This window comes from Aliterella atlantica CENA595, assembly GCF_000952155.1.
Lineage (GTDB): Bacteria > Cyanobacteriota > Cyanobacteriia > Cyanobacteriales > Chroococcidiopsidaceae > Aliterella > Aliterella atlantica.
In genome coordinates this window covers 106,405-132,311 of record NZ_JYON01000008.1, presented here as the reverse complement: position 1 = coordinate 132,311, position 25,907 = coordinate 106,405, and the positions used below count along the sequence as shown (strand labels likewise).

Genomic DNA, 25,907 nt, shown 5'->3' with positions numbered 1-25,907 from the left:
ATATGTCGTTTAACCTGTCTGCTTGGTCGATCCGCCGCCCCGTACCGACAATAGTTCTGTTTCTATTTTTGACAGTAGTGGGGTGGTTTTCTTTTACCCAGCTAGGAATTGATATTAACCCTAATATCGATATACCAGCAGTCACGGTTACTGTTACTCAACCAGGGGCAGGACCTACAGAATTAGAGTTTCAGGTGACTAAGCCTGTAGAAGATGCTGTAGCAGGCTTAGGCAACATCGATAATATAGTATCTACTGTTAATGACGGCGTATCAACAACAGTTATTAACTTCGACTTGGGGGTAGATAGCGATCGCGCTACCAATGATGTCCGCAACGCTATTTCCCAAATTCGGCAAAATTTACCGCAAGATATCAACGAACCAATCGTCCAACGCTTAGAATTTGCGGGCGGGTCGATTATGACTTATGCCGTCGTCTCCGAGCAGCGTTCTGTAGAAGAATTAAGCAATTTAGTAGACGAAAATATTAGCCGCGCTTTGTTGTCAGTGCGAGGAGTTGCTGAAATTCGCCGCGATGGTGGCGTTGACCGCGAAATCAGGGTAGATATAGAGCCTTCGCGATTGCAAGCACTGGGAATTACCGCAACTCAAGTTAACGAGCAAATCCGTACTTTTAACGTCAACTTACCTGGTGGGAGAACAGAAGTAGGCGGGAGCGAACAAAGTATTCGGACTTTGGGTAGTGCGGCAACTGTAAAAGATTTACAAAATTATCAAATTGTTTTACCCAATGGTAGTTTTGTGCCTTTGTCTAGTTTGGGAACTGTAGAAGATAGTTCTGCCGAACCGAGAACAGCAGCTTATCTTAACAATCAACCTGTAGTCGCTTTTTCGGTACTGCGTAGCACTGGTACGACATTAGTAACAGTAGAAGAAGGAGTAACCAAAGCTGTAGAGCAACTGCGAAAAACTTTGCCAGGCGATGTGAAGTTGGAATTAATTTTTACTCGCGGCGACTTTATCCGCCAATCTTATGAAAATACTGTAGATGACTTAGTCCAAGCCTCGGCGCTGGCTGTAATTACAATTTTGGTATTTTTGCGCGACTGGCGGGCGACATTAATTACAGCGATCGCTCTACCTCTATCGATATTACCTACTTTCGCCGTTCAATACGCTTTAGGCTATACGCTCAACAACATGACTTTGCTAGCTTTAGCGCTAGCAGTAGGTAACTTAGTAGACGACACGGTAGTAGAAGTTGAAAACATGGAAAGGCACATGGCGATGGGCAAAACTCCCCGTCAAGCTGCCTTTGATTCATCTGCAGAAGTTGGTTTAGCGGTACTTGCTAGTGCGGCGACAATTATTGCTGTATTTTTGCCTGTTGCTTTTATGGGCGGCATTCCTGGGCAATTTTTTCAACCTTTTGGCGTAACGGTTGCTGTTTCCACTATATTTTCTACCTTAGTAGCGCGGACGATTACCCCGATGTTGGGAGCTAATTTGCTCAAACAAAAGGAAGTAAAGCGCCAAAATACACCTCGTTCTCGCCAACGCTTTCAACCTTATCGGCAATTACTAAGCTGGGCATTGCGGCATCGCTTGACGACAATTAGCATTGCGATCGCATTTTTTATCGGTAGTTTAGCGCTAATACCTTTAATTCCCAAAGGTTTTATCGACAACGGCGATTTGGGAATTTCTACAGTTGCCATAGAACTACCCCCAGGCTCGACTTTAGCAGACACTAGCAATGTAGCCAAACAAGCAACTAATATTCTGCGGCAAAGTCCAGCAGTGCAGAATGTATTAGCAACGCAAGAAGTAGATACAGCAACGCTCAACGTCAACCTCAAGCCTAAAGAAGAACGGGAAATATCTCAAGCAGAGTACGAACAAACTATGCGTCCGAGGTTGCAAAAAATTCCTGGCGCGAGAATTAGTTTTCAAAGCCAAGGAGCAGCAGGAAGTAGCAAAGATTTAACAGTTCTGCTCAAAAGTGAAGATCCCCAAGCTTTAAATCAAGCGGCTGATAATTTAGAAAAGCAAATGCGAACCCTGCCAAATTTGGTAGAAGTAGCATCTACAGCTAGCCTAGTTAAACCAGAGATACTGATCGTACCCAATCCCGCTAGAGCAGCCGATTTAGGCGTAACAGTTCAATCAATTGCTCGAACTGCATCGCTAGCTACAATTGGCGATAATGAAGCTAATTTAGCTAAATTTAATTTAAGCGATCGCCAAATTCCGATTCGAGTCCAAATCGCCGAACAAGCGCGGGAAGATATTAATACTTTGAGAAATCTGCGCGTACCAGGGGCAAATAATACTTTAGTACCGCTAGTAGCAGTTGCCGATATTCGTTATGGTAGCGGTCCTGCGGAGATTAATCGTTACGACCGTTCTAGGCAAGTATCTGTAGAAGCAAATTTACAAGGTATTGCCCTAGGGGATGCAGTAGAGGCTGTAGACAAGTTACCTGCTTTAAATCCATTACCGCCAGGAGTAGTTAGACAAAGCGCCGGAGATGCAGAAATTATGCAAGAAATCTTCGGACGTTTTGGCATCGCTCTAGCGCTAGCAGTAATGTGTATTTATGCAATTTTGGTATTGCTATACAACAGTTTCCTGCATCCAGTCACAATTATGGTTGCCTTACCCTTGTCATTGGGTGGGGCGCTATTAGGCTTAATGGTTGCTCAAAAAGCATTGGGTTTGTACGCACTAATTGGCATTGTGCTGTTGATGGGAATTGTCACTAAAAACTCAATTTTGTTAGTAGATTATACGCTGCTCAATTTAGAAGAAGGCAAAACGCAAAGACAGGCATTGTTAGAAGCTGGGATATCGCGCTTGCGCCCAATTTTAATGACTTCCCTAGCTACAGTAGCGGGAACTATTCCCTTAGCCTTGGGGTTAGGTGCGGGGGCTGAAGTTCGCAGCCCGATGGGAATTGCAATTATGGGAGGCTTCACAACTTCAACGCTGCTGACGCTAGTAGTAGTTCCAGTATTATTCACTTATATAGACAATCTGCAAAAATGGCTTGTTGGGCTACTTAAGCGCGGGTGGAAAGGAAAGCCAAAACAGAAGCAACTTGCAGAATAAATTATATCCCCGCACCTTGTACAGACGTAGCACCCGGTAGAGACGTAGCACTACTACGTCTCTACACATCCTGCGTGTCTTCACCAAAAATTAGCGTATAATAGCAATACCCTGCGGGCGTAATTCAGTGGTAGAATGTCACCTTCCCAAGGTGAACGTCGTCGGTTCGAGTCCGATCGCCCGCTTAAAATCTATTGATTAATTCAAAACTCACTGCAAAGAAGTTATCTTTATTTTTGATTTTTAACTTTTTATGACTAACTATAACGCTCAAGCAAGCCGTGAATGGTGGGCGCAACGCTGGCTAGATTTATTAGACTCTTATCGCTTCAAAAAACGCCTAGAACGGGCAAGAAACTACTCAAGGCAGGGAAACGTCCTAAGCATCAAATTTGAGGGCGCTAAGGTTCTAGCAGCGGTACAAGGGACAGAAATAGAACCTTATAAAGTCACCTTGTCTTTAGAACCATTTACTGACGAACAGTGGGGTTATGTCATAGAAACTATGGCACAACGGGCGGTTTTCGCCGCTAAACTGCTGGCGGGAGAAATGCCCCAAAATATTGAAGAAGTATTTACAGCTAATGGTTTGTCGTTGTTTCCATTTACCCTAGCTGATATTCGCAGCAAATGCTCTTGTCCTGACAAAGCCAATCCTTGCAAGCACGTTGGCGCTGTATATTATCAATTGGGCGATCGCTTTAGCGAAGATCCTTTCGTTTTATTCCAACTACGCGGTAGCTCTAAAGAGCAAATTATTGCCGCTTTGCGTCAGCTACGTAGTGCTAATATTACAACCGATGCAGCCAACACAGACAATACTGAGGATACATTTGTTACTGCCGATAAGACAAACATCGAACAATTTTGGCAGTACGAACGTCCTCTAGATCCCAGCTTAGTTGTAATTGCGCCATCACCTGGAGGCGAATCAATTTTAGATATTTTAGGACCAATTCCACTCTCGATTGATGGTACTGAAAACTCTAACTTCAATTCCACTGTATCGGAGGCAGTGATAAAGTATTTGGATAACGCTCTTACACAAGTTAGCCAAAAGGCTGCACTTTTTGCCATGAGTTTAGAAGCAAATAGATCGGTCTAATGTTTCTATAAGCTAAATGGTGCTAGGCTCAAGCAACCTAGCTAAACTAAAAAATCTCGTACTATGTTTTTGCTATGCCTGAATTTTTAAGACTAGAAGATGCTGTCGAATTTGCTGAAAATCCAGAACCTCGTTGTCCCTGCGTGTTGCTCCTAGATATTTCTGGTTCGATGCAAGGTGAAGCCATCAATGCCCTAAATGAAGGGTTAAAAGTATTTAAAGAGGAGCTAAACAGAGATAACCTAGCTAAAAAACGCGTAGAAGTTGCTATTGTTACATTCAATAGTAACGTTGATATAGTTCAAGACTTTGTTACTGCAGACCAATTTGAGCCACCAACTCTATCGGCTCAAGGTTTGACTGTCATGGGTACGGCAATTCATCGCGGGCTAGATATGGTTTCTAGCCGCAAAGCGCAATACAGCGCAAGTGGAGTAGCTTACTATCGCCCTTGGGTGTTTTTAATTACTGATGGAGAGCCGCAGGGGGAGCCAGAAAGCGTTGTAGAACAAGCAATGCAACGAATTAGAGATGATGAAGCAAATAAGCGCGTCGCCTTCTTTGCTGTGGGCGTAGAAGGCGCAAATATGGAACGTCTATCGCAAATTGTCGTTCGCAGCCCTTTGAAATTAGTCGGACTAAACTTCCAAGAGATGTTTATCTGGCTTTCGGCAAGTATGCAGAGAGTATCGCAATCGAAAATGGACGAGCAAATACCTCTACCGCCTCCTGGGTGGGGGATTGTTTAACAGTGACCAGTGACCAGTGACCAGTTAATTTGCATCTTGCTCGTTGTAAGTCTCGCACCTATGGTTGAATCTTGATGAAAAACTTGGTTACTGGTCTAAATTTGTTCTCATAGAGGGCGAGGGCGAATATTATTCCATTTCTTTCTTGTCCTCTTGCCTTTTCTGTTCGCCAGTTACAGCAGGTGCGATCGCTTTTATTGTTTTACCTGCTAAGGAAAACTCGGCGCTATCTAAACTAGAGGTAGAAAATTCGGCGATATTTAAGGTTGGTACAGTAGGGGTATCTGTATCGCTAGCAACTTCGGGTTGTTTTTGTTCGTCTCTGATTGCTCTTAGAGTTTGCGCTAGTTGCATTTGTTGGTCTAATTGCTCGGTAGAAGATACTAAACCACTCAAACCATCTACTATTTCGCGGATATTTTGTCGGAATCGAGGATCGCCCGTTAGTTCGTCTAAATCGGCTGTGATTTTTTGGGCGTTCTCAAATGTAGCTCGTGCTGAATCTAAAGTTTGTTGTAAGACTAATATATTGCTGGGATTATTGAGAGCGTTAGAAGCATCGCGCAAGTTTGCTGATGCTTGAGCGGCGTTTGCTGATAATGTTTCTAAGTTTTGCAGTAGTTCGCCTTGAGTGACGCGGTTGATTGTGGGTGAAAGTCCGCCAACTGTAACTTCTAGTTGTTCGCTGGCGCGGTTGATGTTGTTGAGGGCGGTAACTAAAGAAGACCGATTCGTTGTCACTAATTCGTCAATATTAGTAACCAAACGATTGACTTGAGTAGCTGTGAGGCTGAGTTGATCGGCTGTTGTGCCAAATCTATCTACTGTTTTGGTAGCAGAATTACTGACTTGATTGGCTGCTTGCTGTACCGATGTTGCTGCTGCTGAAAAGGTTCCTAATTGCTGCCTAGTAGACCTAGATAAAACTGAAAGTTCGCGAGAAAGTTGAGCGACTCCTGCTGCTGCATCTGCTGCGTTTTTAACTGCTGAATCTACATTTGCATATAGTTCTGGATTGCTGTAAACAGCAGCAAACCTTGTTGAAGAACGGATCAGCGCGTCAATACTAACACCAACTTGCCCTTGCAGCCGAGAACCATTGCAAACAATTAAATCGGGGTCGCAATCTTCATCTAAAGGTTTGGCGACAACTAACCCAGTTGGTAACTGTTTTTGCGGTGTAATATCAACGCTTACTTCACTAATTAGCCCAGATTGATTTGCCTCAACTAAGACGTTACGAGGAATTATTATATCCGCTGGACTAATTTCAATTTCGACTTCAACACCATTTGCGCCTGGTCGAATAGCAACAATATTGCCAACATTTACTCCCCGGTAGCGGACTATTGCGCCCTCTTGCATACCGCCCACATCAGCAAAAGAAACAATGGCTGTATAGCTGCGTCTGCCTAATTGTACGCCCCGCAACCACAAAATACCGCCGACAAATAGTCCTAAGCCTAGCAGTATTAATAATCCTACAGAGCCTTCTCGAACAGTACGCGATCGCATTTTTACTCCTCCTACCTCTAATTCAACCAATTACTTGAATTGGTCCTTCTATACTGCCACTGAAAAATTGTCTAATTAATGGGTGGTCTGTAGTTTGAGTTTCGCTGACTGTTCCCTCCCACTGCACTTTACCTTGATATAGAAATATAATCCGGTCTGCGGTGCGACGGATAGTGCTATCTTGGTGAGTCACGATTATATACGTACTGCACACTCCTTGCATACATTGCAACTGACGAATTAAGTCTTCTATGACTGTAGAAGCAATTGGGTCTAACCCTGCGGTTGGTTCATCGTATAGTAATACTTCTGCTGCCTCTTTGGGCTTGTGGGGGTGTGCGGTAATGGCGCGAGCAAAGCTAACTCGTTTGCGCATTCCACCCGAAAGTTCGGCAGGGTAGCGATCGCCAACTCTACCCAAGCCTACCATCTCTAGATTTTGATGTACGATCTTACGGATTTGCGATCGCTTCAATCTAGAATGTTGGAACAACGAAAATCCCACGTTTTCCTCGACTGTCAGCGAGTCAAACAAAGCTGCTTGCTGAAATACCATGCCAATCCCAATTGGATCGCTAGCATCCTCGATTAAACCTTGTCTGCGCTGACCTTGAACGTAGATTTCGCCAGCATCAGCCGCTAATAATCCAGCAATAATCCGCAAGATTGTAGATTTTCCCGTTCCCGAAGGACCAATAATTGCTAATGCCTCTCCTTGGTGAATTTTCAAATCTACATTATCTAAAACTACATTGTTGCCAAATTTCTTACTAACGCCTCTTAATTCAATTATTGGTTGACTTGTCGTAGGTTCTAGAGTCTCAGTGGCATCTAATTTTTGCATTTGTCTTTACTTCAAGTCCATTTACTTAACTGCATCAATACGGTTGTCCTTGTGAGTAAGCGGTAGCTGAAGATTGCAACCTACCAGGACTTGATATTACCTACAATTTTGGCTTAGAGTAAAACGGACAAGCTACTTTCCTGCCTAAAAGTAGATTTTCTCCAGTAATTAAAACTTGTGCTAGTAAAAAAGCTGGCAAACGAACCTACCAGCCTTAATTAATAGAAATATTAAATTCGATAACTTGGAGCAAAATTCTCCTGCACAAAGCAACTACAAGCCATACACTAAATAATTTCCAGCAGTGCGATCGCTCTTTTGCCTACGCACTCATTTCTAGCATTCTTTGCATCGGACGCAGCGCTGCTAGTCGAATTTCTTCAGACATAGTTATTTCTGGAGTACGATTTTTCATCGCCCAGTAAAGTTTCTCTAAAGTATTCAACCGCATATAGGGACACTCGTTGCAAGCACAGTTAGCTGTGGGCGGCGCAGGGATAAATTGCTTATGTGGAGCGTCTTTTTGCATTTGGTGGATAATACCTGGCTCTGTGGCTACTATAAATGTGCTAGCAGAGGATTTTTTGCAGTGGTTGAGCAACGCAGTCGTCGAACCAATATAGTCGGCGTGGCGTAGTACGCTGGTTTCGCATTCAGGATGAGCGATCGCTTCTGCTTTTGGATGCGCCATTTTTAGCTGCACGATCTTCTTTTCGCTAAAGGTTTCGTGAACGATACAACTACCTTGCCACAATAATAAATCGCGCCCTGTTTGTTCCATCACGTAGCGCCCTAAATTGCGATCGGGAGCAAAAATAATCGGTTGCTCTGCGGGAATCTGCTTGACAATCTGCACTGCGTTGGAGCTTGTGCAAATAATATCGCTCATCGCCTTAATTTCAGCAGTGCAGTTGATGTAGGAAATGACTAAATGCTCTGGATGCGCGGCTTTAAAAGCTGCAAATTCTTGTGGCGGACAACTATCAGCCAAAGAACAACCTGCTGCCAAATCGGGTAGAAGTACCAATTTTTCGGGGTTAAGGATTTTTGCCGTTTCTGCCATAAAATGCACCCCAGCAAACACGATAACATCCGCATTGGTGCTAGCAGCTTGCCTAGAAAGCCCTAATGAGTCGCCAATATAATCGGCTACATCTTGAATATCTGGTTCTTGGTAGTAATGAGCCAAGATTACAGCATTTAATTCTTGTTTAAGGAAGGCGATCGCCTCAAATAGATTTAGCGGTAATTCATTTGGCGGCGTGAGATGGCGTTTGGTAAGTGCAGTTGTAAACACAAATTTTTATTTGCTTGAGATGGAAACAGGTTACATTTTGAATTATAGTATTTTTCACTAAAATTAAGAGGGTGGTAATTACCTAATTTGGTTTTGGCGAGTAGATAGCCAAATTAGTTAACTGTTTCTGGTCAAAATAGCTTGGGGTTTCCTATCCTAAAGAAAGACAGGTAAGGAATACGGGATGACCAGTCAGAGAAAAAACGAACAAATAATCAAAATCGCTGTCGTAGGAGATATTCACGATCAATGGGAAGCTGACGACGCGATCGCCTTGCAGCAACTAGGAATTGATTTAGTCTTATTTGTCGGCGATTTTGGCAATGAGTCGGTAAATGTAGTTAGAGCGATCGCAGCGGTGGATTTGCCCAAAGCTTGTGTATTTGGCAATCACGATGCCTGGTATAGCGCGTCTGACTGGGGTAAGCAAAAATGCCCTTACGATCGCACGAAAGAAGATTGGGTACAAGATCAAATCGATTTATTAGCAGAAACTCATGTCGGTTATGGCAAGCTCGATTTTCCCGCCTTAGATTTAACTGTAATTGGCAGTCGTCCATTTAGCTGGGGTGGAAATGTTTGGAAAAATGCCGAATTTTACAAAGAGCGATTTGGCGTGACAAGTTTTGCGGAAAGTGCAGCAAAGATGATTGCAGCAACCAAAAGCGCAGCTTGTGAAACAGTAATTTTCTTAGGGCATAATGGACCAGTAGGTTTAGGCGATCGCCCTGAAGATCCTTGCGGTAAAGATTGGCAGCCGATTGGCGGGGATTATGGCGATCCAGATTTGGCTGAGGCGATCGCATCTGCGCGATCGTTTGGTAAAACAATTCCCTTAGTTACCTTTGGGCATATGCACCACAGCTTGCGACATACCAAACAGTATTTAAGAAAAGCAATTTTTGCCTCTGATGGTACGGTGTATTTAAATGCGGCTCGCGTGCCGAGAATTATTCAAAATAACCAAGAGCGCTGGCGCAACTTTTCTATAGTATCTTTGCAAGCTGGTTTAGTTTCCCAAGTTTCTTTGGTTTGGGTAGGACAAGATTTTGCAGTTGTATCTGAAGAAATTATCTATCAAAGCGCCAATCAAGTAGTGCAGCCTGCCTAAATTGAGATACAATAGTTATCTGTCAGTTGATGACCCACTGGCGGATTGCTTGGAGAGGTGGCAGAGTGGTCTATCGCGTCCGACTTGAAATCGGAAGTCGCTGCAAGGCGACCGGAGGTTCAAATCCTCTCCTCTCCGTTGTTTTAAGCCTTACGTAATTCATGGGCGATCGCACTTATTAGCTATTATCTCCCCTGTTTCTAAGTAACTGGTTCAAGATTGCGTCTAACCGCTCTACTGCCGCATTTATACTAGCAATGGTGGCATCGTTACGAATTTTATAATCTTCATAATCAGCCCGATTATCATCTACTATATCGCGTAAACGTTCTATTCCAGCTAGTGTTCTGCCTGCTGCTTCTGCTAGATCGTTGATTGACTGATTAGTTGCTGCAATTGATTGACGATTTTCTGCAATTCCAGCACTGTTAGCTGCAATAGCTTTTGCGTTTGACTCTACCAAAAGCTCTATACGAGCAAGACGAGTCTCATAATCTTCGTCGTCGTTATTCATCGTAATGTGCTTTATAATGTACTTACCTAATAATATACTGTACTAATGCCTAAATCTGACGAGCAAAAAGCAGTTAGCGTTTATATGCCTTTAGACCTTTACCAGCAATTAGTAGAGTTTAAGGAAAAAGAAAATATCCGCAGCGATTCTATGGCGATAAACTTGCTGCTAAGACAGTGCTTTGGTAATCCCACCCCTGATAGAAGCGATCGCGTCAATAGAAAAATGAATCAACTTAAAGCAGAAATTGCCGATATAGCTAGTAGATTGCAACAAGTAGAACAAAAAATTGCTAAGTAATCAATAAATTCTCAGAAATTAAGAATAACAGTGCTAGACTGGGCGTTTTCCTAACTGCGATCGCATATTTCGAGGGTAAATTGGCAGAAGAGAGAGCTTTTTGGTTAGCATGGTCGCAAATTAACGGTATTGGACCAATTTTGCTGCGGCGCTTGCAACAGCAATTTGGCACGCTAGCTGCTGCTTGGAGTGCCGATCGCACGTCGTTATTAGCAGTAGAAGGTATGGGGCTGCAAGTAGTCGATAAAGTAGTAAAAGAGCGATCGCGCATTCATCCAGAAACTTTTCTGCAACAACACCAACAGCAAAATCCTAGTTTTTGGACTCCCAACCAAACCGATATTTATCCCCGCTTGCTGTTAGAAACGGCTAGTCCTCCCCCAGTGTTGTATTATCGGGGCAAAGTAGACATCCAAGAAAATCTAGGCTTTACTCCCTCAATTGGCATTGTCGGTACTCGCCACCCTTCAGAATACGGCAAACGATGGACGCGCAAAATTAGTACAGCTTTGGCTAAAAATGGCTTTACAGTTGTTTCGGGAATGGCTGAGGGTATTGATACTGAAGCACATCACGCTTGCTTAGAAGCAGGAGGAAGAACGATCGCAGTTTTGGGAACAGGTGTAGATGTTGTCTATCCGCCACGCAACAGAGAACTGTACCAGCAAATTTTGCAGCAAGGTTTAGTAATAAGCGAGTATCCAGCCAAAACACCGCCAGATCGTCCGCATTTTCCTCAACGTAACCGAATTATTGCAGGAATGAGTCGAGCGGTAATAGTTATGGAAGCGCCTGTGAAATCTGGTGCTTTAATTACTGCTAGGTTTGCTAATGATTTTTGTCGGGATGTGTACGTTTTACCTGGATCGTTAGATAACGAGCGATCGCAGGGTTGTTTGGCTTTAATTAACAATGGTGCAGGGGTAATTTTAGGAGTAGAGCATTTGTTAGAGATGCTTGGTGCTATGCCTCAACTTGATGCTACTCCATCATCCCAGCAATTGGAGTTATTACCTAGCCCAGATTTAGCGCCAGAACTTCAACAAGTATGGAATGCGATCGCTTTAGAATCCATGCCCTTTGATGCGATCGTTCAACAAACTAATATGTCTGCGGGTGCGGTTTCTAGTGCTTTATTGCAGTTAGAACTTACAGGCTTAGTGATGCAATTACCAGGAATGCGCTATCAAAAAGCTTAAATGCTATCTATATCGGTATTTACTATTTCTTGAAATCGAGGATCTTTACGGATTAAATCAAAACTGGAATCAACTTTTGCATCATGCATAAGATCGCCTGTATCAAAAACTAACACTTGCTTTAAATTCTCAATTGCTAGCTCGGCATTATTTTGTTCGGCATAACAACAAGCCTTATTGTACCAAGCAACAGCGTGTTCGGGGTAAATTTCAAGCGCTCGATCGAAGCAGGCGATCGCTTTTTCATACTCTTGGATTTTGCATAAAGTGTAGCCTTTATAAAACCAGTTAGAGTAGTTATTTGCTTCAATTTTGATCGCTTTATCGTAGCAATTTAATGCTTCTTCATATCGTTCTAAATTGTCTAATACAATGCCTCTATTCAACCAAGCTAAGTAATAATCTGGTTTTAACTTAGTTACTTTTTCGTAAGAAATTGCCGCTTTTTCATAGCGATACAAATTATGTAGAGCAAAGCTTCTCCCGTACCAAGCATACCAGGCAAGATCGAAGGCGGGTTGAATTTTTAAAGCTCGATCGTATGCATCTATTGCTTCTTCGTATCTTTGCAGTTCTTCTAAAGCAATTCCTTGGCTATACCACACTGTATAATCGTCTGGTCTAATTTGCGCTGCTTTTTCGTAACTAGCATAAGCATCCGCATATCTGTCTAACTCAATTAATGTCCAGCCTTTACTGTACCAAGCTTCAAAAGCATCAGCAGAAATCTCAATTGCTCGTTCGTAGCTAGCAAGTGCTTCTTCGTAGCGTTGTAAGCGATTTAATGCATCAGAACGGCTTTTCCAGGCTTCGTAGTAGTCAGATTTAAGTTTAATTGCTTGGTCGTAAGCGGCGATCGCTTTTTCATATTTTTTCGCTTTAGCTAAAGCATTGCCATTTTCATACCAGCGCTCGTAGGGTTTACGCATTAGCCTGCGTAATAGTAAAGCCAGCCCAACGCCTACCAAAAGCAAAATTCCTGAAAAGCTATTAAATAAACTAAAACCCTGGGCGATTAGTAAATCGGAAACACCTAAACTTTGAGCGATCGCAAAAGCTAAGGAGGATAAAAACCTATTTAAAGGCTGTACGTACCATAGCACCATAAATAGAACAATTAGTGCCGGACCGCTAATTTTATTTAACTTTACTTGCAATTCGTCCGGCAACCAAGGTGCGATCGCGCCATAACCATCTAAGGAAGGAATTGGCAGGGAATTGATAATAATTACGTATATTTCTAAAAAAATTAATAAAGCTAAAGCAGGTAAAAGCCAATTAGTTTCGCTATTTGCAGATAATGACAGCAATCTAAAGATAATTGCCAAGAATACTGTTACAATTGCGCTAGAAATTGGTCCTGCCGCAGAAACGGCACTTTGCCACCAGCGATTGCGAAGACGGTGATGATTGATATATACTGCTGCTCCTGGCAAGGGAATACCACCAATCAGCAGAAAAAATAGGGGTAAAATCAAACTCAGGTTAATATCTGTATATTTAAGCGGGTTAAGTGTCAGATAGCCTTTATCTTTGACAGAAGTATCGCCACCCCAATAGGCAACTATGGCATGACCAAACTCATGCAGGCAAACTGATAAAACCCAGCCAACGCATACAAAGACTGCAACCTGCAACACAATGACTTGCTCCTAATTGGACTTATTTGGGAGTTCTTGCAGATAGATGTAATTTATATAATATCCAAAAGGATTGTCTAAATGCTCCTAACTACCAAGCAGAAAGTTCTCTAATTCTGGCACATCTACCCAACAACGTCTTGCGTGGGATTGATGAGATAAATCCATTAATAGCTGAGAATAAACGCCTTCTTTTAGGGCTGGAGTTATTGCTGTACCGCGTTCAATGCCTGCAACCCAATTATCTACTACCCTAATAAATGGGGCAATTCTGCCATCTGTATAAGTTTGCTCAAAAGCAAGCCTTTTGGGAATTTCAATTTCAGTTAGAGGTTGTCCGTCAAGACTTGCCCAAAGATGAAAACCGTGAACGTAATCTTTTTGATTGTTGCTACCCAATACTAACGTACCGCGATCGCCATATATTTCTATCCAATGCCCGCGCCCTTGATAAGTACAAGCGCTGATACATACATTGCAAGGTGTGCCATTAGCTAGTTCTAGCATCAGCATACAGCTATCGTCAGCATCTACGCTCTTCATCTCGCCGCTAATCGCATCGGGGCGTACAGCAACGGCTGTACTCAACTGCGCTGACAATCGCCTAACAGCACCAAACAACCAATGGATGTAATCAAAAGTATGGGAACCCAACGCCCCCAAAGCACCGCCACCTCTATCTTTTCGCGCATACCAGTTCCAGGGTTTTGTTGCATCAGCGCGACTAGAAACCAACCAATCTATCTTGATTAAGCGGATTTGCCCTATATAATTTTGGGCTAATAGTTCTGCTAAATGCTGCCATGCTGGTACAAAGCGAAATTCAAAGTCTACTGTAGCAACAACGTTGTTAGCTAAGGCAAGCTGGTACAAATCTAATGCTTCTGATGCTGATAGGGCTGTAGGCTTTTCTAGTAATATATTTTTCCCTGCTTGCAAGGCTATTTTTGCCATCTCGTAGTGTAAAAATGGCGGCGTAGAGATGCTGACTGCTTGCACTTGAGGTAAGGCAACAATTTCTTCTATTGAAGTGCAAGCTTGGGGAATATGGTGAGATTGGGCGATTTCTTTAGCTTTATCTAAATCGCGGTGATAAACTGCAACTACTTCAGTGCGAGGGTTTGCTTGTAAGCCAGGAATGTGAACTTTTTGCCCAAATCCCGTACCTACTACTGCTACATTAATTTTTGCCTGGGTTGCTGGTTCCAAAAAAGATACCATAGATTGACTAGAATGCGAGTGCAATCTATATTTTGAACCGCTAAGTTGCCAAAAATGCAACTAGCCTAAATTTGATTTCTTACTGCTGCAGGCTGAAGGGTTTTGTACTCTACAGCTTGCATCTGCTGCCGATTTTCGTAGTTTACGGGCGCATTATCGATTATTTCCATATTGAAGCGATAACCGACATTGCGGACAGTTTGGATTAAACTAGGCTGTCTGGCATCATTTTCAACTTTTTTGCGTAACGATAATACGTGAGTGTCAATTGTGCGGGGATTGTCGATAGCATCGGGCCACGCGCGACGGAGTAATTCGGAGCGACTCAAAGCTTCACCGCCAGCTTGGGCTAAAACATACAGTAAACTAAATTCTTGTGGCGTTAAATCGATAAATTCTCCTTGAAAACGGACGCGGCGCTGTACTAAGTCAATTTGTAATAAGCCATAGTCTAGGTAAGCTGGCGCTACAGGAGTACGTTTGCGGCGCAGTAAAGCCTCGACTCTTGCCATAAATTCTTGCATCCCGAACGGCTTAGTTAAATAATCGTCCGCGCCTGCTTGTAAGCCTGCAACTACATCAGCTTCGGTATTGCGTGCAGATAGCATCAATACTAGCGGTTGCTGCTGCAACTGCAACCAGCGACAAAACTCAATGCCATTACCATCAGGCAATTCAGAATCGAGAATTACTAGCGTTGGCTGCTGGCTCAAAAATACATCTCTAGCTTGGGTCAAACTGGCTGCTTGATACATCCGATAGCCCACTTGTTGCAAATGCCAACTTAAGAGCGACCTAAGATGAGGATTACCTTCAACGATTTCGATTGCCACCAAACCCACTGTACTCAATTATCCTTATGCGTCACTTGTCAAGTTATCAAAGCCTGCGTTTGGGTTTTGTAACTATAGCTACTTGCTGCCGATATCTATGCAAATCAGGCAAAAATTACTAAATAAATTGGCAATTAAGTGAAAATCTTACTTACGAATAATAGTGAAATCCTTTGTAGAGCGAAACACTAGCCCAATAGATACATTCTTTTGAGCAATTTGATTGAGTACAATTGTCTTATGTTGAAGTGCGATCGCCTAATTTTTTCAACTTGCCTAAGTTTAGGAAATTCGTTTAGGATAGTTTACACTTTAATTATCGAACTAGCAGACACATTATCAGTAGTTATTGAGTAGGAGTCAGTGTAGCTTTCCAAATTTTGTTCTTAGTTACAAAATCAAAGCAAAAAACGGCATAAATGTCAAATAAATTGCTCCTTGTAACCATGCAATACAAATTATTATTTATTTTCAATTTTGATTATGCTGCAAGATACTCAAACCATCCGCTACTACCAGAGATTAACCGATGCCTTAGTTGAAATGTGGCAAAGAGGTCATCGCTCAGATGATTTACGTCTTTTCTTAGATGGATACTTAGCTGGTTTACGACACAGTCAAGCAATGGAACCATACTTAATTCATCGCTTAGAAGAAGAGGCAATTCGTTTCCTTTACGATCCTTTTAATTTTGAAACGCCGCAGCCACAAGCAGAAGCAGATTATTACTAACAGCTTATTTTTGCATAAAAAATCCCCTCAATCTCAATTATTTGAGAGCGGGGGCTTTGGATTAACAGTGACCAGTGACCAGTGACCAGTGACCAGTTAATACCCATCAATGAAAGAAAGGGGATTCGATCGCGAAAATATTTGGTTCTTAACCATTAGTAAATTAAGGGGCTTCTACCAAAACAAATTTGTTAACTGGTCAATAAAAGCCTTAAGATGCTAAAGCGACTTCTACCATTTGCTGCAGTTCGCCTTTTTGGTACATTTCAATCAAAATGTCCGAGCCACCAAGAAATTCGCCGTTAAGGTAAACTTGGGGAATTGTGGGCCAATTGGAGTATTCTTTGATTCCTTGACGCAGTTCAGGATCGGCGAGAATATCAACTGTCTCGAACGGTACTCCTAGAGTATTCAATATTTGGACTACATTGTTGGAGAACCCGCACTGAGGCATGAGTTTACTGCCCTTCATGAAGACCATAATCTTGTTTTGCTGAACTAGATCGTCAATTCTTGCTTGTAATTCTGGAGTCATAGGTTTGGGTTTTTCTTAAGAGCAATAATTATTTTAAAGAGCGATCGCGCTTATTGAGTTACTAACTGCCAAGCTTGGGGAGTATAAGTTTTTAGCGCCAAAGCATGAATGGCTTCTGAAGACATTGCTTGGCGCAACGCACCATAAATCAGCTGATGTTGCTGTACCAGTCCCTTTCCTTCAAATTGAGACGATACAACTGTCACTTGATAGTGATCGCCGCCGCCAGTCAAGTCCAGAACTTGAACTTGAGCGTCGGGCATTTGTACCTTAATCATTTCCTCAACCTGCTGGGGACTAATCATGCCAACTCCTAACAATCGCACTTTGTTTCAACTCTTTTCTACTTTAACTACTTCTGCTGAGAAGTTGAAGGGCGGTTGCTACCCGAACTACTAGCGCCACCGGATCTAGGCAGAGGCGCATCGACAAAGCCCAATTCCAATAATTGTTGGTAAGCTTTTTTGCCTAATTCGCGCGTAGGGTTTTGACTGCGGATAACTTGCACGAGCAAAGGCACAGCCAATTCTGGTTTGTTTTGCGCTCTATGGACCAAAGCTAGTTGATATGTAGCATCGTCGCGCAACTGGGCTGTTTCTAGCGCCTTTTTGCGTTGAGTATCGGCGAGGCGATTGTCAATTCCTGAAAAGCTAGTGCCTAGTTCTTGATAGAAATTGGATACTTGATTAAATACCTGACGAGCATCTTGGAGTTTCTTGGCAGCTAGAGTGTAATTTTGGGCAGAAATAGCACTACTAGCCTCGCTCATTAACCGTTGCCCTCCTTGCACGCTTAATAAGCTATTATTTTGTGCTTCTGGACTAGCGACATTAGGATTTGTAGAATCTAAAGGTTGTGCTTGACTAGATTCCGGTTGCTGTGGAGTCTGAGCATTAGCTGGTAATAGCGTCGTCAAAACTAATGCTGCCGATAGCAAAGCAAAATAGACAGGGTGAGAGAAAGTGCGAATATTTCCAGCAGATATCATGGCGTGACTAGGTACTTGGGCAACATCGAACCAATTGAAACTTCGGGTATCTTACCTTTGATTGGTCTTTTTACCAAATCGTTTAACTTGCCAAAGTTCATGGGACGTAGACTTAAACTAGCTGTAATTAGTTCCAGCACTTGTAAGAAAGTCTCTTAATTTTCTGCTTTTTGGGAGCGATTAACGCAATTTGTGCTGAGACTTTCTAGCACAGTTGCCAAATCATTTGTCAGTTGTTTGGCGTTTTGTTTGATAGAACCTTGATTGTAGTCAATAGCATTTATAGGAGCGCCAATTTGAATGCATACATCGCAACCTTGTTGGGGAAAGCTTTGACTGTAACTCAGCCCAATCGGAACAATTTTGACATTTAAGCCTGGATGAGTAGATTCTGCGCTCAAAGCCAAACGAGCTAATCCTGGTTTGAGGGGGTGCAAGGAACCATCGCGGAAAATATTGCCTTCAGGAAAAATAACTAGCATTTCCCTTTGGAGTAATACATCAACACCATGCCTAAGCGTGCTAATCGACGGGCGATCGGTATTTACAGGAAAACCCCCCAAGCGGCGCACAAACCAGCCCTGAAGCCCTGAAGCTTCATTTTCCGACACCATAAACCTCAAATCGCGTCCTGTTACCCCGCGCCCTGTAACGGCAGGAATAACGATCGCATCCCAGCGCGAGCGATGAGTAGGAGCAAGAATTACAGGTCCCGTAGTAGGTAAATTTTCTTGCCCGCTCGCAGTAATTTTGCCAAAGTAAAGCGGCAAAACAACCCGCAGACCTAAAAAATACGCCATAGGAGCCAACCAAGGCGAAACTTTTGAAGTTACATCACCAGTAGGAGGTGGCGGCACAGCATCTTCTTGACTCACACTTGGGATAGTTAGGGATGGGGCTGAAACGTTGTCGATTTGCATCACCATGATGACGGCTGGCTCGTGGAAATAACTAGATTAGTACCAAAGTAAGTTTTTTTAGGTATTGCTGTCTTCTTACCAAGGACACTTTTAGTAGCGTCATGCTGTTAACAAGCTTGAGTTGTTTGAATATGAGCAGTTAGCATTGCTGAAATAAATTGTCGCAAATCTGCATAACTAGGTGAAGCTAGACCGATGAGATATGTAAAAGCACTCGAAAGTACCATTTTGCTATAGCAAATTACTATCATGAACGCACGCACTACAAAAGCTTCAAGACAGATGCAAATATTTCCTGACTTCAAAGCTTTTTGCCGCCAGCAAAGTAGTCAGCCGTCAAAGTTAGTGTCTATAGGACAAAGTACAAATCTACTAGGTAAGCTGCTAGACGGGCGTTACCAAGTTGTGCAAGTTTTAGGTGCTGGGGGATTCAGTCAAACCTACCTCGCTCAAGACATCCATAAACCAAGTAAACCTACTTGTGTTGTCAAACATTTCAAACCTGCTAGTAGCGATCCTAGCTTTATCCGAACTGCTCAATGTTTATTTCAAACAGAAGCAGAAATTCTGGAGAAGCTCGGTCAACATAACCAAATTCCGCAGCTATTGGCTTACTTTGAAGAGGAGCAAAATTTTTACCTACTCCAGGAGTATATCGAAGGTCAACCACTTAGCGCTAACATCCAACCTGGTTGCCGTTGGTCGGAAAGTCAAGTCATTCAACTGCTGCAAGAAGTTTTGGCTCTTTTGGTATTTATTCATACTCATGGAGTCATCCATCGCGATCTTAAACCTGACAATATAATCCAACGAAAGCGCGATCGCAAATTAGTTTTAATTGACTTTGGTAGCGTGAAGCAAATTAGAACTCAAACTGTAACTCCTCAAGGTCATTGGAGTGCTACTATTCCCATCGGTACTCACGGTTACATAGCAGCCGAGCAAGGACAGGGTAATCCTCGTCCCAACAGCGACCTTTACTCACTCGGCATTATTAGCATTCAAGCCTTAACGGGATTAATTCCTACAGAATTTCAGCGAGATCCTGATACAGATGAGATTTGCTGGCAGCAAGAGGCTAAAGTCAGTGTCGAGCTAGCCTCATTTATCGGCAGACTGGTATCCTACCACTTCAAAGACCGCTACCAGTCAGCTAATGAAGCACTAGAAGCCCTCCAACCGTTGACTAGCCTTCAGTCTTCAATCTCTTCTAGTTATTCACCTAGTCAGGTAGAAGCTCCTGCTCAACAATTATCAACGCCCTCCATCCTGTTATCTCAACTTCCTGCTTCTGAGCCAAGGCAAATAGAAGTTCCTGCTCAACAATTATCAACTTCCTCCATCCTGCTGTCTCAGCTTCCTACCTCTGAGCCAAGCCATAAATCAGTTTTCACTATCAATTCATCAGAACAAGCAATAGAGTCCAAAAATAGAAATTGGATTTGGGCGGGAATTAGCACAGGTTTAGCCTCTGCTGTAGCTCTCTCTACTGGAATTTCTACATTATCAGATAAGCCTATGGGAGATGCTTCTAAACCAAATAGCCCTGCGTCAGCAAGTGTTTCTAAATCAGATAACACCTCAAAAGATGCTCGTAACCAGGGAGGCGCAACAGCAAATAATTCCAATTTAAGTGGCTCTCAAATAGAAAAGCTCACTCAAGCTATGAATGAATTAGTTGCAGCTAGTAGACTCACCAATTTAAATAGAGTGCAGTCAGCTAGAGAACAGCCTTCTAGTCTTTCGAGGAATAGACAAGTTGTTGCTGCTACTGCTAATTCTCCTGTCGAGCAGCCCCAGATTAAGTTAATCAGAGAACAACCCTCTAGTCTTCCAAGAAAAAGACAAGTCATTGCCGCTACTCCTGTTGAGCAGCCTCAGCTAACTAGCATTAAAGAGATTTCTGATAAAAAACTAGAGGAAATAGCCGCTATTGCTAAATTGTCTGCGGAGAATCGTAGGCTGAATCAGGCTTCTGAAGCTTTGCTTGCTGAAGTTAAGGTGCTAAAAGCGATCGCCACTACCATCAAGTCTTCTGCAAAGAAGCACGAACACAAGATTTCTAATCATGTATCTACCGAACAACCAGAGAGGGTAATTGCAACTGCTACTAATCTTTCTGAGGAAAACCAAGAGGAGTCAATAACAACGTCTGACGAGCCTGCAAGTGAGTGGCAGGCAAGGGTAGTGGCAACCCGTACCCGTCCTTTTACTCAGAAGCAAGAGGAACCAATAACAACTCCTGCCAAGTTGTCTACTCAAAAAGAGCCATTATTACCAGATACAGAAGCTTTGTTTGCCCAGCAGCAAGAACAAGTAGAACTTTCTGCTCCTCCACCTGTACAAGAATTAGCAACATCACCCGATTCTGCTGATGTACCTGCACAAGAGGTAGAAACAGTGACAATTCCTGCTACGCAGCAGCAAGAGGAACTAACAGCAACGCCTGATGATGCCGCAACTGAGTGGCAGGCAAAGGCAATGGCAACCCGTACCCGTCCTTTTACTCAGAAGCAAGAGGAGCCAATGACAACGCCTGTCGAGCTACCTACACAAGAATTAGCAACATCAGATTCTACCGATGTACCCGCCCAAGAGGTAGAAGTAGCAGCACTTCCTGCTACGCAGCAGCAAGAGGAGATAACAGCAACGCCTGATGATGGCACAACTGAGTGGGAGTCAAAGGCAATGGCAACCCGTACCCGTCCTTTTACTCAGAAGCAAGAGGAGCAATCTACCCAGCAAGAAGCACCAGCGCCAGATTTTGTAGATGTGGCTGCTCAAGATTTAGAAGTACCTCTAAATTCTCAATCAGCGCAGAATTCTCAACTTCCTAGCGATGCCAAGAACAATAATTCCTCGGTCATTAGTCCTGATGGTCAGTTGCTTGTTGGCATCAGCACGAATAACACAATCAAAATTTGGAATATGCATACCGGAGAAGTATTAAATACCCTCAAGGGACACTCTACTAAAATTCAGTCTCTTGCTATTAGTTCTGATGGTCAAACTCTTGTTAGTGTCGCAGCCAATACAATCAAAAACTGGAATTTGCATACCGGAGAACTGTTAAATACTTCTACAAATAGTCTTGAATAGCTTGTCATTTTCAAAGCTAATCGAGCTTCATAAACTTATAAACTTTATTCGCCAAAACCATGCTAACTAAATCTGAGAAACTAGCTCAACGCATTCAAGAAACTCAGGAGTTTATTAGTGACAAAACTAGCCAAGATGCAACGTTTGCGGCAATTAGTCAAGAATTAAAAAAAATATCTAATACCCTTAGCAAAGGAAAACTCGTAGTTCAAATACTTAGTAACAATTCTGTTGCTGCTCAAGCCCTTCATAACTTCTTGGGCAATTATAAAACACTACAAGATTTTTACCAATTTTGTATTGATACTCTGCCTAACCAGCCTGAGCAAAATACCCCAATGTCAAATGAGCTTCAGCAATTGGCAAATTGTGATGTTTTGTGCATAGTTGTTGATTTGAAGCAGATGTCCGAAAACGAGCAATGGGTCATTAAACAAGCTAGTAATACTTATGCTGTTAAAAAGATTGTAGTGGTAGAAGTACCGAATAATAGTTACTTAGATCGGATGACTCAAGCTAATATATCTGAAGTTGAAGCTTGGATGCAAAGTTATAATTTTGAGCCGTCTATTGAAATATTTCCTGTGTTTTTGTCTCCCTTTTATCCAAATGCTCAGTTACTAACAATTGAGCCTAATTTAGAGGACAGCCTCGATAAATTAGGTAAAACTTTAGAAACCTTAGTTAAACGCAGACCCGAAGATATTCTTATCAAGAGAATTACTACACAAACACTATTTCAGATAGGACAAATTGAGCGTATTTTTGATATGGATGCAGAGTTGCTAAAGCAACAGATCCGACAAGCAGAAGAAAAACTATCTAGTTTGAGACAGAGCGATTCTACAGAGGGTTTAAAAGAGCAAGCTGAACAAGCACTTAAACAAGTAAATGAAGATAAAGAAAAGTTTTTTAGGCAGGTTAAGCTGGAATTTAATCAGTCAAAAGCGGAGTTACTAGATGGATTTAATAGAAAAAGTATTTTATATAAAATTCAATCTTTTACTGATAATCTCCAACCGTCTGTAGTTAGAAGAGGAAGTGCTAAGTACGTTCAACTTCAGGCAGATAATGCCCAGAACTCTGCTGATATTAACATTGATATGATGCATCTTTGTTACTCTAATCTAAGTTTTTGGACGATCGCCCAGTGGGAACAAATTTATACATCCTATGGAGAGGGAGGATTAAGTTATTTTTTTCAGAAAACTTACACCACACTAAATTTAATTCCATCCTTTAAATTTAGAGCTTCACTATTTCAAACTAATTGCGATCGCACTTGTTTTCAAAAAAGCCTTAAAGATTTAGTCGCAGGTGTTCGTTGTGAAAGCTACTACAAAAAAGTTTCTGTAGGAAGTTACTTGATTAGGCAGGTTAGAAACCAATGGATGGGAGTAATGTTCTTACTGACTTTTATAACTATGACTGGATTGTCTTCCTCTAACAGGAGAGATTTTATGAAAGATATTTTTAAACCTTTATATGGATTTAAAAACCAACCTATTTTACTAACTCTTGGATTAGCTATTCCTCTTTGCTTTTTATTTCTTTTACTATTTTATAACTACTCTCAAGATAGCCAGCAAAAGTTAGAAGACGAAGCAAGAAAACTAAAAAAGGAATTACAAAATTACTACCAGTCTTTTGCAAAAATCAGCGTAGAAAAGTTGTCTCAAGACTTAATTAGTGCATTAGAAGCAGAAGAAGAACGCTTGCGAAGAATTATTGATAGCTTTCGAGAACATCTCATAGCTCATCTTAGCGAACTCAAAACCGATCGGGTTTTTATAAAGAGCGATCTAGAAAACTTGCTCGTTCAACAAAAAGGTTTGGATAAAGCAAGAGCCGACCTGCAAAAACTCAAGAGGATCTAAAGTTTGCTCTATATATTAAGTATTTTTTGCGGAAGATATTATTCAGGCGATCGCTCGTCTGATTTTTTTATAATTAGGCACTTGTAAAGTGCATAAACCAATAAAACTAGCCCGATAAATTTAATGTAAGAGTTCAGTTGATAGTTATGGCACAAGTTCTGGAGTTTGGTCAAAATATTGACGAAGCTGCTGATAAATTAAACGAGCTTATAGGGATACTCGACCAAGCCTGCGACCAAATGGAAGAAGCGTGTTCAGACCTTGAATCTGAAACTGAAACTTTAGATGGGTCTGCTGAAAGCTTAAGTAATAGTTTAGAAACTTTGACCGAGGCTTTACAAACATCCCTAGATGAATTCAATAGTGTTGAAGAAGAGACAACAACAGAAATTGATACTCTGCAACAAGCTATAAACGACCTGCAAGCAAAATTAGATGAAGCTTCCCAGGCTGTAGAAGCAGCGCAGAGTAATTTTGAGTCAGAGGTTAATAATAGCCAAACAGAACTAGAAGGAAGCTTTACTGAGTTAAAAGAATCTTTTAGTGAGTTGACAGAAGCGATCGCCAATGTAGAAGAAACTTTAGCACAAGGTAAGGAGACAACCCAAAGCACCTTTGATGAATTGATAGAAGCGATCGCCCAACTGCAAAGCCAAGTTGAAGAATTTCAATCTCAAACCGAGACAAGCTTTGAGGAGCTAGATAACGATATTAGCGAAACCCACGCTGCAGATATTGAAACTCATTTTGGCAACTTTAGCGATCGTCTAACTGGAGAACATACAGAACAAATTACCTCTAGCTTTGACGATTTTGAAGTTAATTTTAGCGACTCATTTACTAGCTTCGGTAGTGAAGTTGAAGGACACGGAGATGATTTGAAAGCACGAGTTACCGAAATTCTGCAAACAACTGGCGAATACGCGGGAGAAACTCTTACAGGCGAATTGCAGGATGCTTATAGCAATGCAATTGACAATTCTGTAGAAGCACTAATTTCAGAAGTTGGTGAGAATATTGCGCTGATGAGTATGGGTTCAGGGGTAACTACTTCACTAAGTCCAGTATTACCACAGCTAGTTGCTGCCCAAATAGCAGTTGAAGCTATCAATAGCGTGCTTGATGCGATCGACATATTTTAAAAAGGTAACAAATATGTGCTTGGTTTTTCTAATTCCACTAACGATTGGTTTAGTAACTGGCTATGTATTTAAAAATTGTGTTGCTGATATGGCGGAACTCCTAATTTTGGCTATAGTTTTTAACCTAATTTTGAGTTTAGTTTTAGCACCTTGGCAACTCCAGCTTGTAGTTTTGGTACTGGTTTTAGTTGGGAGTAAACAAATTTTGCCAGCTAGAGATTGTCGACATAAGTCTGAAGAAAACAATAACATGAGGATGTTTTAAAAATGGATGCAGAACTGAGTCAAGCGCTATCATCTTTATCCCAAATGGCTACCCAATTTCCCCAAAGACTGAACACCTTAGTTGAGTTGTCAGGGGAAGTTCAAGCGGAAGCTGATGCATTAGTAACTAATATTGAAGACAAACAAAATCAGGTTACACAAATCCTCGAACAAATTCAAAATGCTCTAAGTGAATTGCGAACAGAAGTTTCCGAGCAACAAACTCAACTAGAAGGAGAAGTTACCGAAGTAGAAAGCAGTATCGAGTCCTTGTCTGGATTTATTGCAGAAGCACAGGAGCAAATAGGTAACGAGTTAGAAATGGCTCAAGGAAAGATGTCAGACCTCAAAGAGCAATTAAGTGAAAGTAGTTCATCTACCGAAACCGCAGGTCAAGAAACTGAAACAGCACTAACAGAAGCCCAAGAAAAAATTAAGTCAAGTCAAGAGCAATTAGGCTCGGTACTAGATACAACCAGTCAAGAAGTAGAAGCTTTGCGAGAGAAGTTGGAGTCAGTCAAAAATGCGATGACAGAGCAAATGAATCAGTTGACTGATGAAATGGACAATGCTCAAGAAGAGGTTGCCACCAAGATTCAAGACATGGCAGATGAGTTTACCCGCTTGCATGAGGAGTTTGGCACAAATTTAACCGATGTAAGTACAAATATCGTTAAGGCGGGGACAGATGAATTGCAGGAGCAAGCCGAACAACAAATAGAGAACGAACTTAAAGAACTAATTGAAGCGTCTGTCAAGCAAGTGACAGATACGATCGCCGAAATGAGCGACAAAATTGCCGATTCTGAGTCTGAGGCATCCAATGCTCGCGAGCCGCTAGAACCTTTATTTGATGAACTAGCTGATTTTATCAGTCCGCTCGAAGATGGCATTGAGGGCGTGAAGGTGGCTGCTGATTCAGTTGGGGTTGGTTTCGGTTGATTTTAA

At 42.1% G+C, this 25,907-nt stretch carries 23 protein-coding genes and 2 tRNA genes; 14 read left to right on the top strand and 11 right to left on the bottom strand.

Going from position 1 to position 25,907, the window contains the following annotated elements; genetic code table 11:
• The first annotated feature begins 2 nt into the window (after window positions 1-2).
• The 4 genes from UH38_RS09730 to UH38_RS09715 all read left to right on the top strand — a co-directional run bounded on the left by UH38_RS09730 (window position 3) and on the right by UH38_RS09715 (window position 4,928).
• Complete coding sequence (locus UH38_RS09730; RefSeq protein WP_045054448.1) at window positions 3-3,074, top strand: efflux RND transporter permease subunit; 3,072 nt, start codon at window positions 3-5, stop codon at window positions 3,072-3,074.
• A 113-nt stretch (window positions 3,075-3,187) separates the two neighbouring features.
• Window positions 3,188-3,259, top strand: a tRNA-Gly gene (locus tag UH38_RS09725).
• A gap of 68 nt (window positions 3,260-3,327) precedes the next feature.
• Complete coding sequence (locus tag UH38_RS09720; protein ID WP_045054447.1) at window positions 3,328-4,179, top strand: SWIM zinc finger family protein; 852 nt, start codon at window positions 3,328-3,330, stop codon at window positions 4,177-4,179.
• Between the two features lie 74 nt (window positions 4,180-4,253).
• Window positions 4,254-4,928: a vWA domain-containing protein gene (locus UH38_RS09715; protein WP_045054446.1), complete on the top strand. Its 675-nt coding sequence runs from the start codon at window positions 4,254-4,256 to the stop codon at window positions 4,926-4,928.
• Window positions 4,929-5,057: 129 nt separating this feature from the next.
• On the opposite strand, the gene UH38_RS09710 is transcribed toward UH38_RS09715, so the two are convergent.
• The 3 genes from UH38_RS09710 to nadA form a co-directional block, all read right to left on the bottom strand.
• Window positions 5,058-6,443: an MlaD family protein gene (locus tag UH38_RS09710; RefSeq protein ID WP_045054445.1), complete on the bottom strand. Its 1,386-nt coding sequence runs from the start codon at window positions 6,441-6,443 to the stop codon at window positions 5,058-5,060.
• A 22-nt stretch (window positions 6,444-6,465) separates the two neighbouring features.
• Entirely contained in the window at window positions 6,466-7,287 is an 822-nt protein-coding gene (locus UH38_RS09705; RefSeq protein WP_045054444.1) for an ABC transporter ATP-binding protein, read from the bottom strand.
• 322 nt (window positions 7,288-7,609) lie between these two features.
• Window positions 7,610-8,584 carry a quinolinate synthase NadA gene (nadA, locus tag UH38_RS09700; protein WP_045054443.1) on the bottom strand — a complete coding sequence of 325 codons (975 nt, stop codon included), beginning with the start codon at window positions 8,582-8,584 and terminating at the stop codon, window positions 7,610-7,612.
• 184 nt (window positions 8,585-8,768) lie between these two features.
• Here nadA and UH38_RS09695 point away from each other — a divergent pair, with 184 nt between their 5' ends.
• Both UH38_RS09695 and UH38_RS09690 read left to right on the top strand, forming a co-directional pair.
• Window positions 8,769-9,695 carry a TIGR04168 family protein gene (locus UH38_RS09695; RefSeq protein WP_045054442.1) on the top strand — a complete coding sequence of 309 codons (927 nt, stop codon included), beginning with the start codon at window positions 8,769-8,771 and terminating at the stop codon, window positions 9,693-9,695.
• A gap of 51 nt (window positions 9,696-9,746) precedes the next feature.
• A tRNA-Ser gene (locus UH38_RS09690) sits at window positions 9,747-9,833 on the top strand.
• A gap of 40 nt (window positions 9,834-9,873) precedes the next feature.
• Here the strand turns inward: UH38_RS09690 and UH38_RS09685 are convergent.
• On the bottom strand, window positions 9,874-10,209 hold the full coding sequence (locus UH38_RS09685) for a hypothetical protein (RefSeq protein WP_045054441.1): 336 nt from the start codon (window positions 10,207-10,209) through the stop codon (window positions 9,874-9,876).
• A gap of 45 nt (window positions 10,210-10,254) precedes the next feature.
• Between UH38_RS09685 and UH38_RS09680 the strand changes: the two genes are divergently transcribed.
• Together UH38_RS09680 and dprA are read left to right on the top strand one after the other, a co-directional pair.
• The gene (locus tag UH38_RS09680; RefSeq protein ID WP_045054440.1) at window positions 10,255-10,509 is read left to right on the top strand and encodes a hypothetical protein; all 255 of its coding nucleotides are present in this window, start codon (window positions 10,255-10,257) and stop codon (window positions 10,507-10,509) included.
• A gap of 80 nt (window positions 10,510-10,589) precedes the next feature.
• Window positions 10,590-11,708, top strand: coding sequence for a DNA-processing protein DprA (gene dprA, locus UH38_RS09675; RefSeq protein ID WP_045054439.1), 1,119 nt, complete (start codon window positions 10,590-10,592; stop codon window positions 11,706-11,708).
• Here dprA and UH38_RS24760 read toward each other — a convergent pair.
• The 3 genes from UH38_RS24760 to UH38_RS09660 all read right to left on the bottom strand — a co-directional run bounded on the left by UH38_RS24760 (window position 11,705) and on the right by UH38_RS09660 (window position 15,411).
• Window positions 11,705-13,348: a tetratricopeptide repeat protein gene (locus UH38_RS24760; protein WP_052672326.1), complete on the bottom strand. Its 1,644-nt coding sequence runs from the start codon at window positions 13,346-13,348 to the stop codon at window positions 11,705-11,707. The genes dprA and UH38_RS24760 overlap by 4 nt on opposite strands.
• 87 nt (window positions 13,349-13,435) lie before the next feature.
• A complete protein-coding gene (locus UH38_RS09665; protein ID WP_045054507.1) occupies window positions 13,436-14,569 on the bottom strand; it encodes a Gfo/Idh/MocA family protein in 1,134 nt (377 codons plus the stop codon).
• A 65-nt stretch (window positions 14,570-14,634) separates the two neighbouring features.
• On the bottom strand, window positions 14,635-15,411 hold the full coding sequence (locus UH38_RS09660; protein WP_045054438.1) for a response regulator transcription factor: 777 nt from the start codon (window positions 15,409-15,411) through the stop codon (window positions 14,635-14,637).
• A gap of 474 nt (window positions 15,412-15,885) precedes the next feature.
• On the opposite strand from UH38_RS09660, the gene UH38_RS09655 reads away from it, so the two are divergent.
• Window positions 15,886-16,134 carry a DUF6761 family protein gene (locus UH38_RS09655; protein WP_045054437.1) on the top strand — a complete coding sequence of 83 codons (249 nt, stop codon included), beginning with the start codon at window positions 15,886-15,888 and terminating at the stop codon, window positions 16,132-16,134.
• 211 nt (window positions 16,135-16,345) lie between these two features.
• Here the strand turns inward: UH38_RS09655 and grxD are convergent, their stop codons facing one another.
• From grxD to UH38_RS09635, 4 genes are all read right to left on the bottom strand, one after another.
• A complete protein-coding gene (gene grxD, locus UH38_RS09650) occupies window positions 16,346-16,669 on the bottom strand; it encodes a Grx4 family monothiol glutaredoxin (RefSeq protein ID WP_045054436.1) in 324 nt (107 codons plus the stop codon).
• A 50-nt stretch (window positions 16,670-16,719) separates the two neighbouring features.
• Window positions 16,720-16,974, bottom strand: coding sequence for a BolA family protein (locus UH38_RS09645; protein WP_045054506.1), 255 nt, complete (start codon window positions 16,972-16,974; stop codon window positions 16,720-16,722).
• Window positions 16,975-17,021: 47 nt separating this feature from the next.
• A complete protein-coding gene (locus UH38_RS09640) occupies window positions 17,022-17,657 on the bottom strand; it encodes a hypothetical protein (RefSeq protein ID WP_144405662.1) in 636 nt (211 codons plus the stop codon).
• Between the two features lie 155 nt (window positions 17,658-17,812).
• A complete protein-coding gene (locus UH38_RS09635; protein ID WP_235355159.1) occupies window positions 17,813-18,583 on the bottom strand; it encodes a lysophospholipid acyltransferase family protein in 771 nt (256 codons plus the stop codon).
• Between the two features lie 243 nt (window positions 18,584-18,826).
• Here UH38_RS09635 and UH38_RS24755 point away from each other — a divergent pair, with 243 nt between their 5' ends.
• The 5 genes from UH38_RS24755 (at window position 18,827) to UH38_RS09610 (ending at window position 25,901) form a co-directional block, all read left to right on the top strand.
• On the top strand, window positions 18,827-21,676 hold the full coding sequence (locus UH38_RS24755) for a protein kinase domain-containing protein (protein WP_052672325.1): 2,850 nt from the start codon (window positions 18,827-18,829) through the stop codon (window positions 21,674-21,676).
• A gap of 257 nt (window positions 21,677-21,933) precedes the next feature.
• Window positions 21,934-23,553, top strand: a complete 1,620-nt coding sequence (locus tag UH38_RS09625; protein ID WP_144405661.1) for a hypothetical protein — start codon at window positions 21,934-21,936, stop codon at window positions 23,551-23,553.
• 146 nt (window positions 23,554-23,699) lie between these two features.
• On the top strand, window positions 23,700-24,695 hold the full coding sequence (locus UH38_RS09620) for a hypothetical protein (RefSeq protein WP_045054434.1): 996 nt from the start codon (window positions 23,700-23,702) through the stop codon (window positions 24,693-24,695).
• Between the two features lie 13 nt (window positions 24,696-24,708).
• The gene (locus UH38_RS09615) at window positions 24,709-24,960 is read left to right on the top strand and encodes a hypothetical protein (protein WP_045054433.1); all 252 of its coding nucleotides are present in this window, start codon (window positions 24,709-24,711) and stop codon (window positions 24,958-24,960) included.
• 2 nt (window positions 24,961-24,962) lie between these two features.
• A complete protein-coding gene (locus tag UH38_RS09610) occupies window positions 24,963-25,901 on the top strand; it encodes a coiled-coil domain-containing protein (RefSeq protein ID WP_045054432.1) in 939 nt (312 codons plus the stop codon).
• The last annotated feature ends 6 nt before the right edge of the window (window positions 25,902-25,907 follow it).

Excerpts from the sequence above, each read along its gene's own strand:
- UH38_RS09730 (WP_045054448.1), top strand. The coding sequence starts at position 3 with ATGTCGTTTAACCTGTCTGCTTGGTCGATCCGCCGCCCCGTACCGACA.
- UH38_RS09720 (WP_045054447.1), top strand. The coding sequence starts at position 3,328 with ATGACTAACTATAACGCTCAAGCAAGCCGTGAATGGTGGGCGCAACGC.
- UH38_RS09715 (WP_045054446.1), top strand. The coding sequence starts at position 4,254 with ATGCCTGAATTTTTAAGACTAGAAGATGCTGTCGAATTTGCTGAAAAT.
- UH38_RS09710 (WP_045054445.1), bottom strand. The coding sequence starts at position 6,443 with ATGCGATCGCGTACTGTTCGAGAAGGCTCTGTAGGATTATTAATACTG.
- UH38_RS09705 (WP_045054444.1), bottom strand. The coding sequence starts at position 7,287 with ATGCAAAAATTAGATGCCACTGAGACTCTAGAACCTACGACAAGTCAA.
- UH38_RS09695 (WP_045054442.1), top strand. The coding sequence starts at position 8,769 with ATGACCAGTCAGAGAAAAAACGAACAAATAATCAAAATCGCTGTCGTA.
- UH38_RS09685 (WP_045054441.1), bottom strand. The coding sequence starts at position 10,209 with ATGAATAACGACGACGAAGATTATGAGACTCGTCTTGCTCGTATAGAG.
- UH38_RS09680 (WP_045054440.1), top strand. The coding sequence starts at position 10,255 with ATGCCTAAATCTGACGAGCAAAAAGCAGTTAGCGTTTATATGCCTTTA.
- UH38_RS09665 (WP_045054507.1), bottom strand. The coding sequence starts at position 14,569 with ATGGTATCTTTTTTGGAACCAGCAACCCAGGCAAAAATTAATGTAGCA.
- UH38_RS09655 (WP_045054437.1), top strand. The coding sequence starts at position 15,886 with ATGCTGCAAGATACTCAAACCATCCGCTACTACCAGAGATTAACCGAT.
- grxD (WP_045054436.1), bottom strand. The coding sequence starts at position 16,669 with ATGACTCCAGAATTACAAGCAAGAATTGACGATCTAGTTCAGCAAAAC.
- UH38_RS09645 (WP_045054506.1), bottom strand. The coding sequence starts at position 16,974 with ATGATTAGTCCCCAGCAGGTTGAGGAAATGATTAAGGTACAAATGCCC.
- UH38_RS09640 (WP_144405662.1), bottom strand. The coding sequence starts at position 17,657 with ATGATATCTGCTGGAAATATTCGCACTTTCTCTCACCCTGTCTATTTT.
- UH38_RS09635 (WP_235355159.1), bottom strand. The coding sequence starts at position 18,583 with ATGGTGATGCAAATCGACAACGTTTCAGCCCCATCCCTAACTATCCCA.
- UH38_RS24755 (WP_052672325.1), top strand. The coding sequence starts at position 18,827 with ATGAACGCACGCACTACAAAAGCTTCAAGACAGATGCAAATATTTCCT.
- UH38_RS09620 (WP_045054434.1), top strand. The coding sequence starts at position 23,700 with ATGGCACAAGTTCTGGAGTTTGGTCAAAATATTGACGAAGCTGCTGAT.
- UH38_RS09615 (WP_045054433.1), top strand. The coding sequence starts at position 24,709 with ATGTGCTTGGTTTTTCTAATTCCACTAACGATTGGTTTAGTAACTGGC.
- UH38_RS09610 (WP_045054432.1), top strand. The coding sequence starts at position 24,963 with ATGGATGCAGAACTGAGTCAAGCGCTATCATCTTTATCCCAAATGGCT.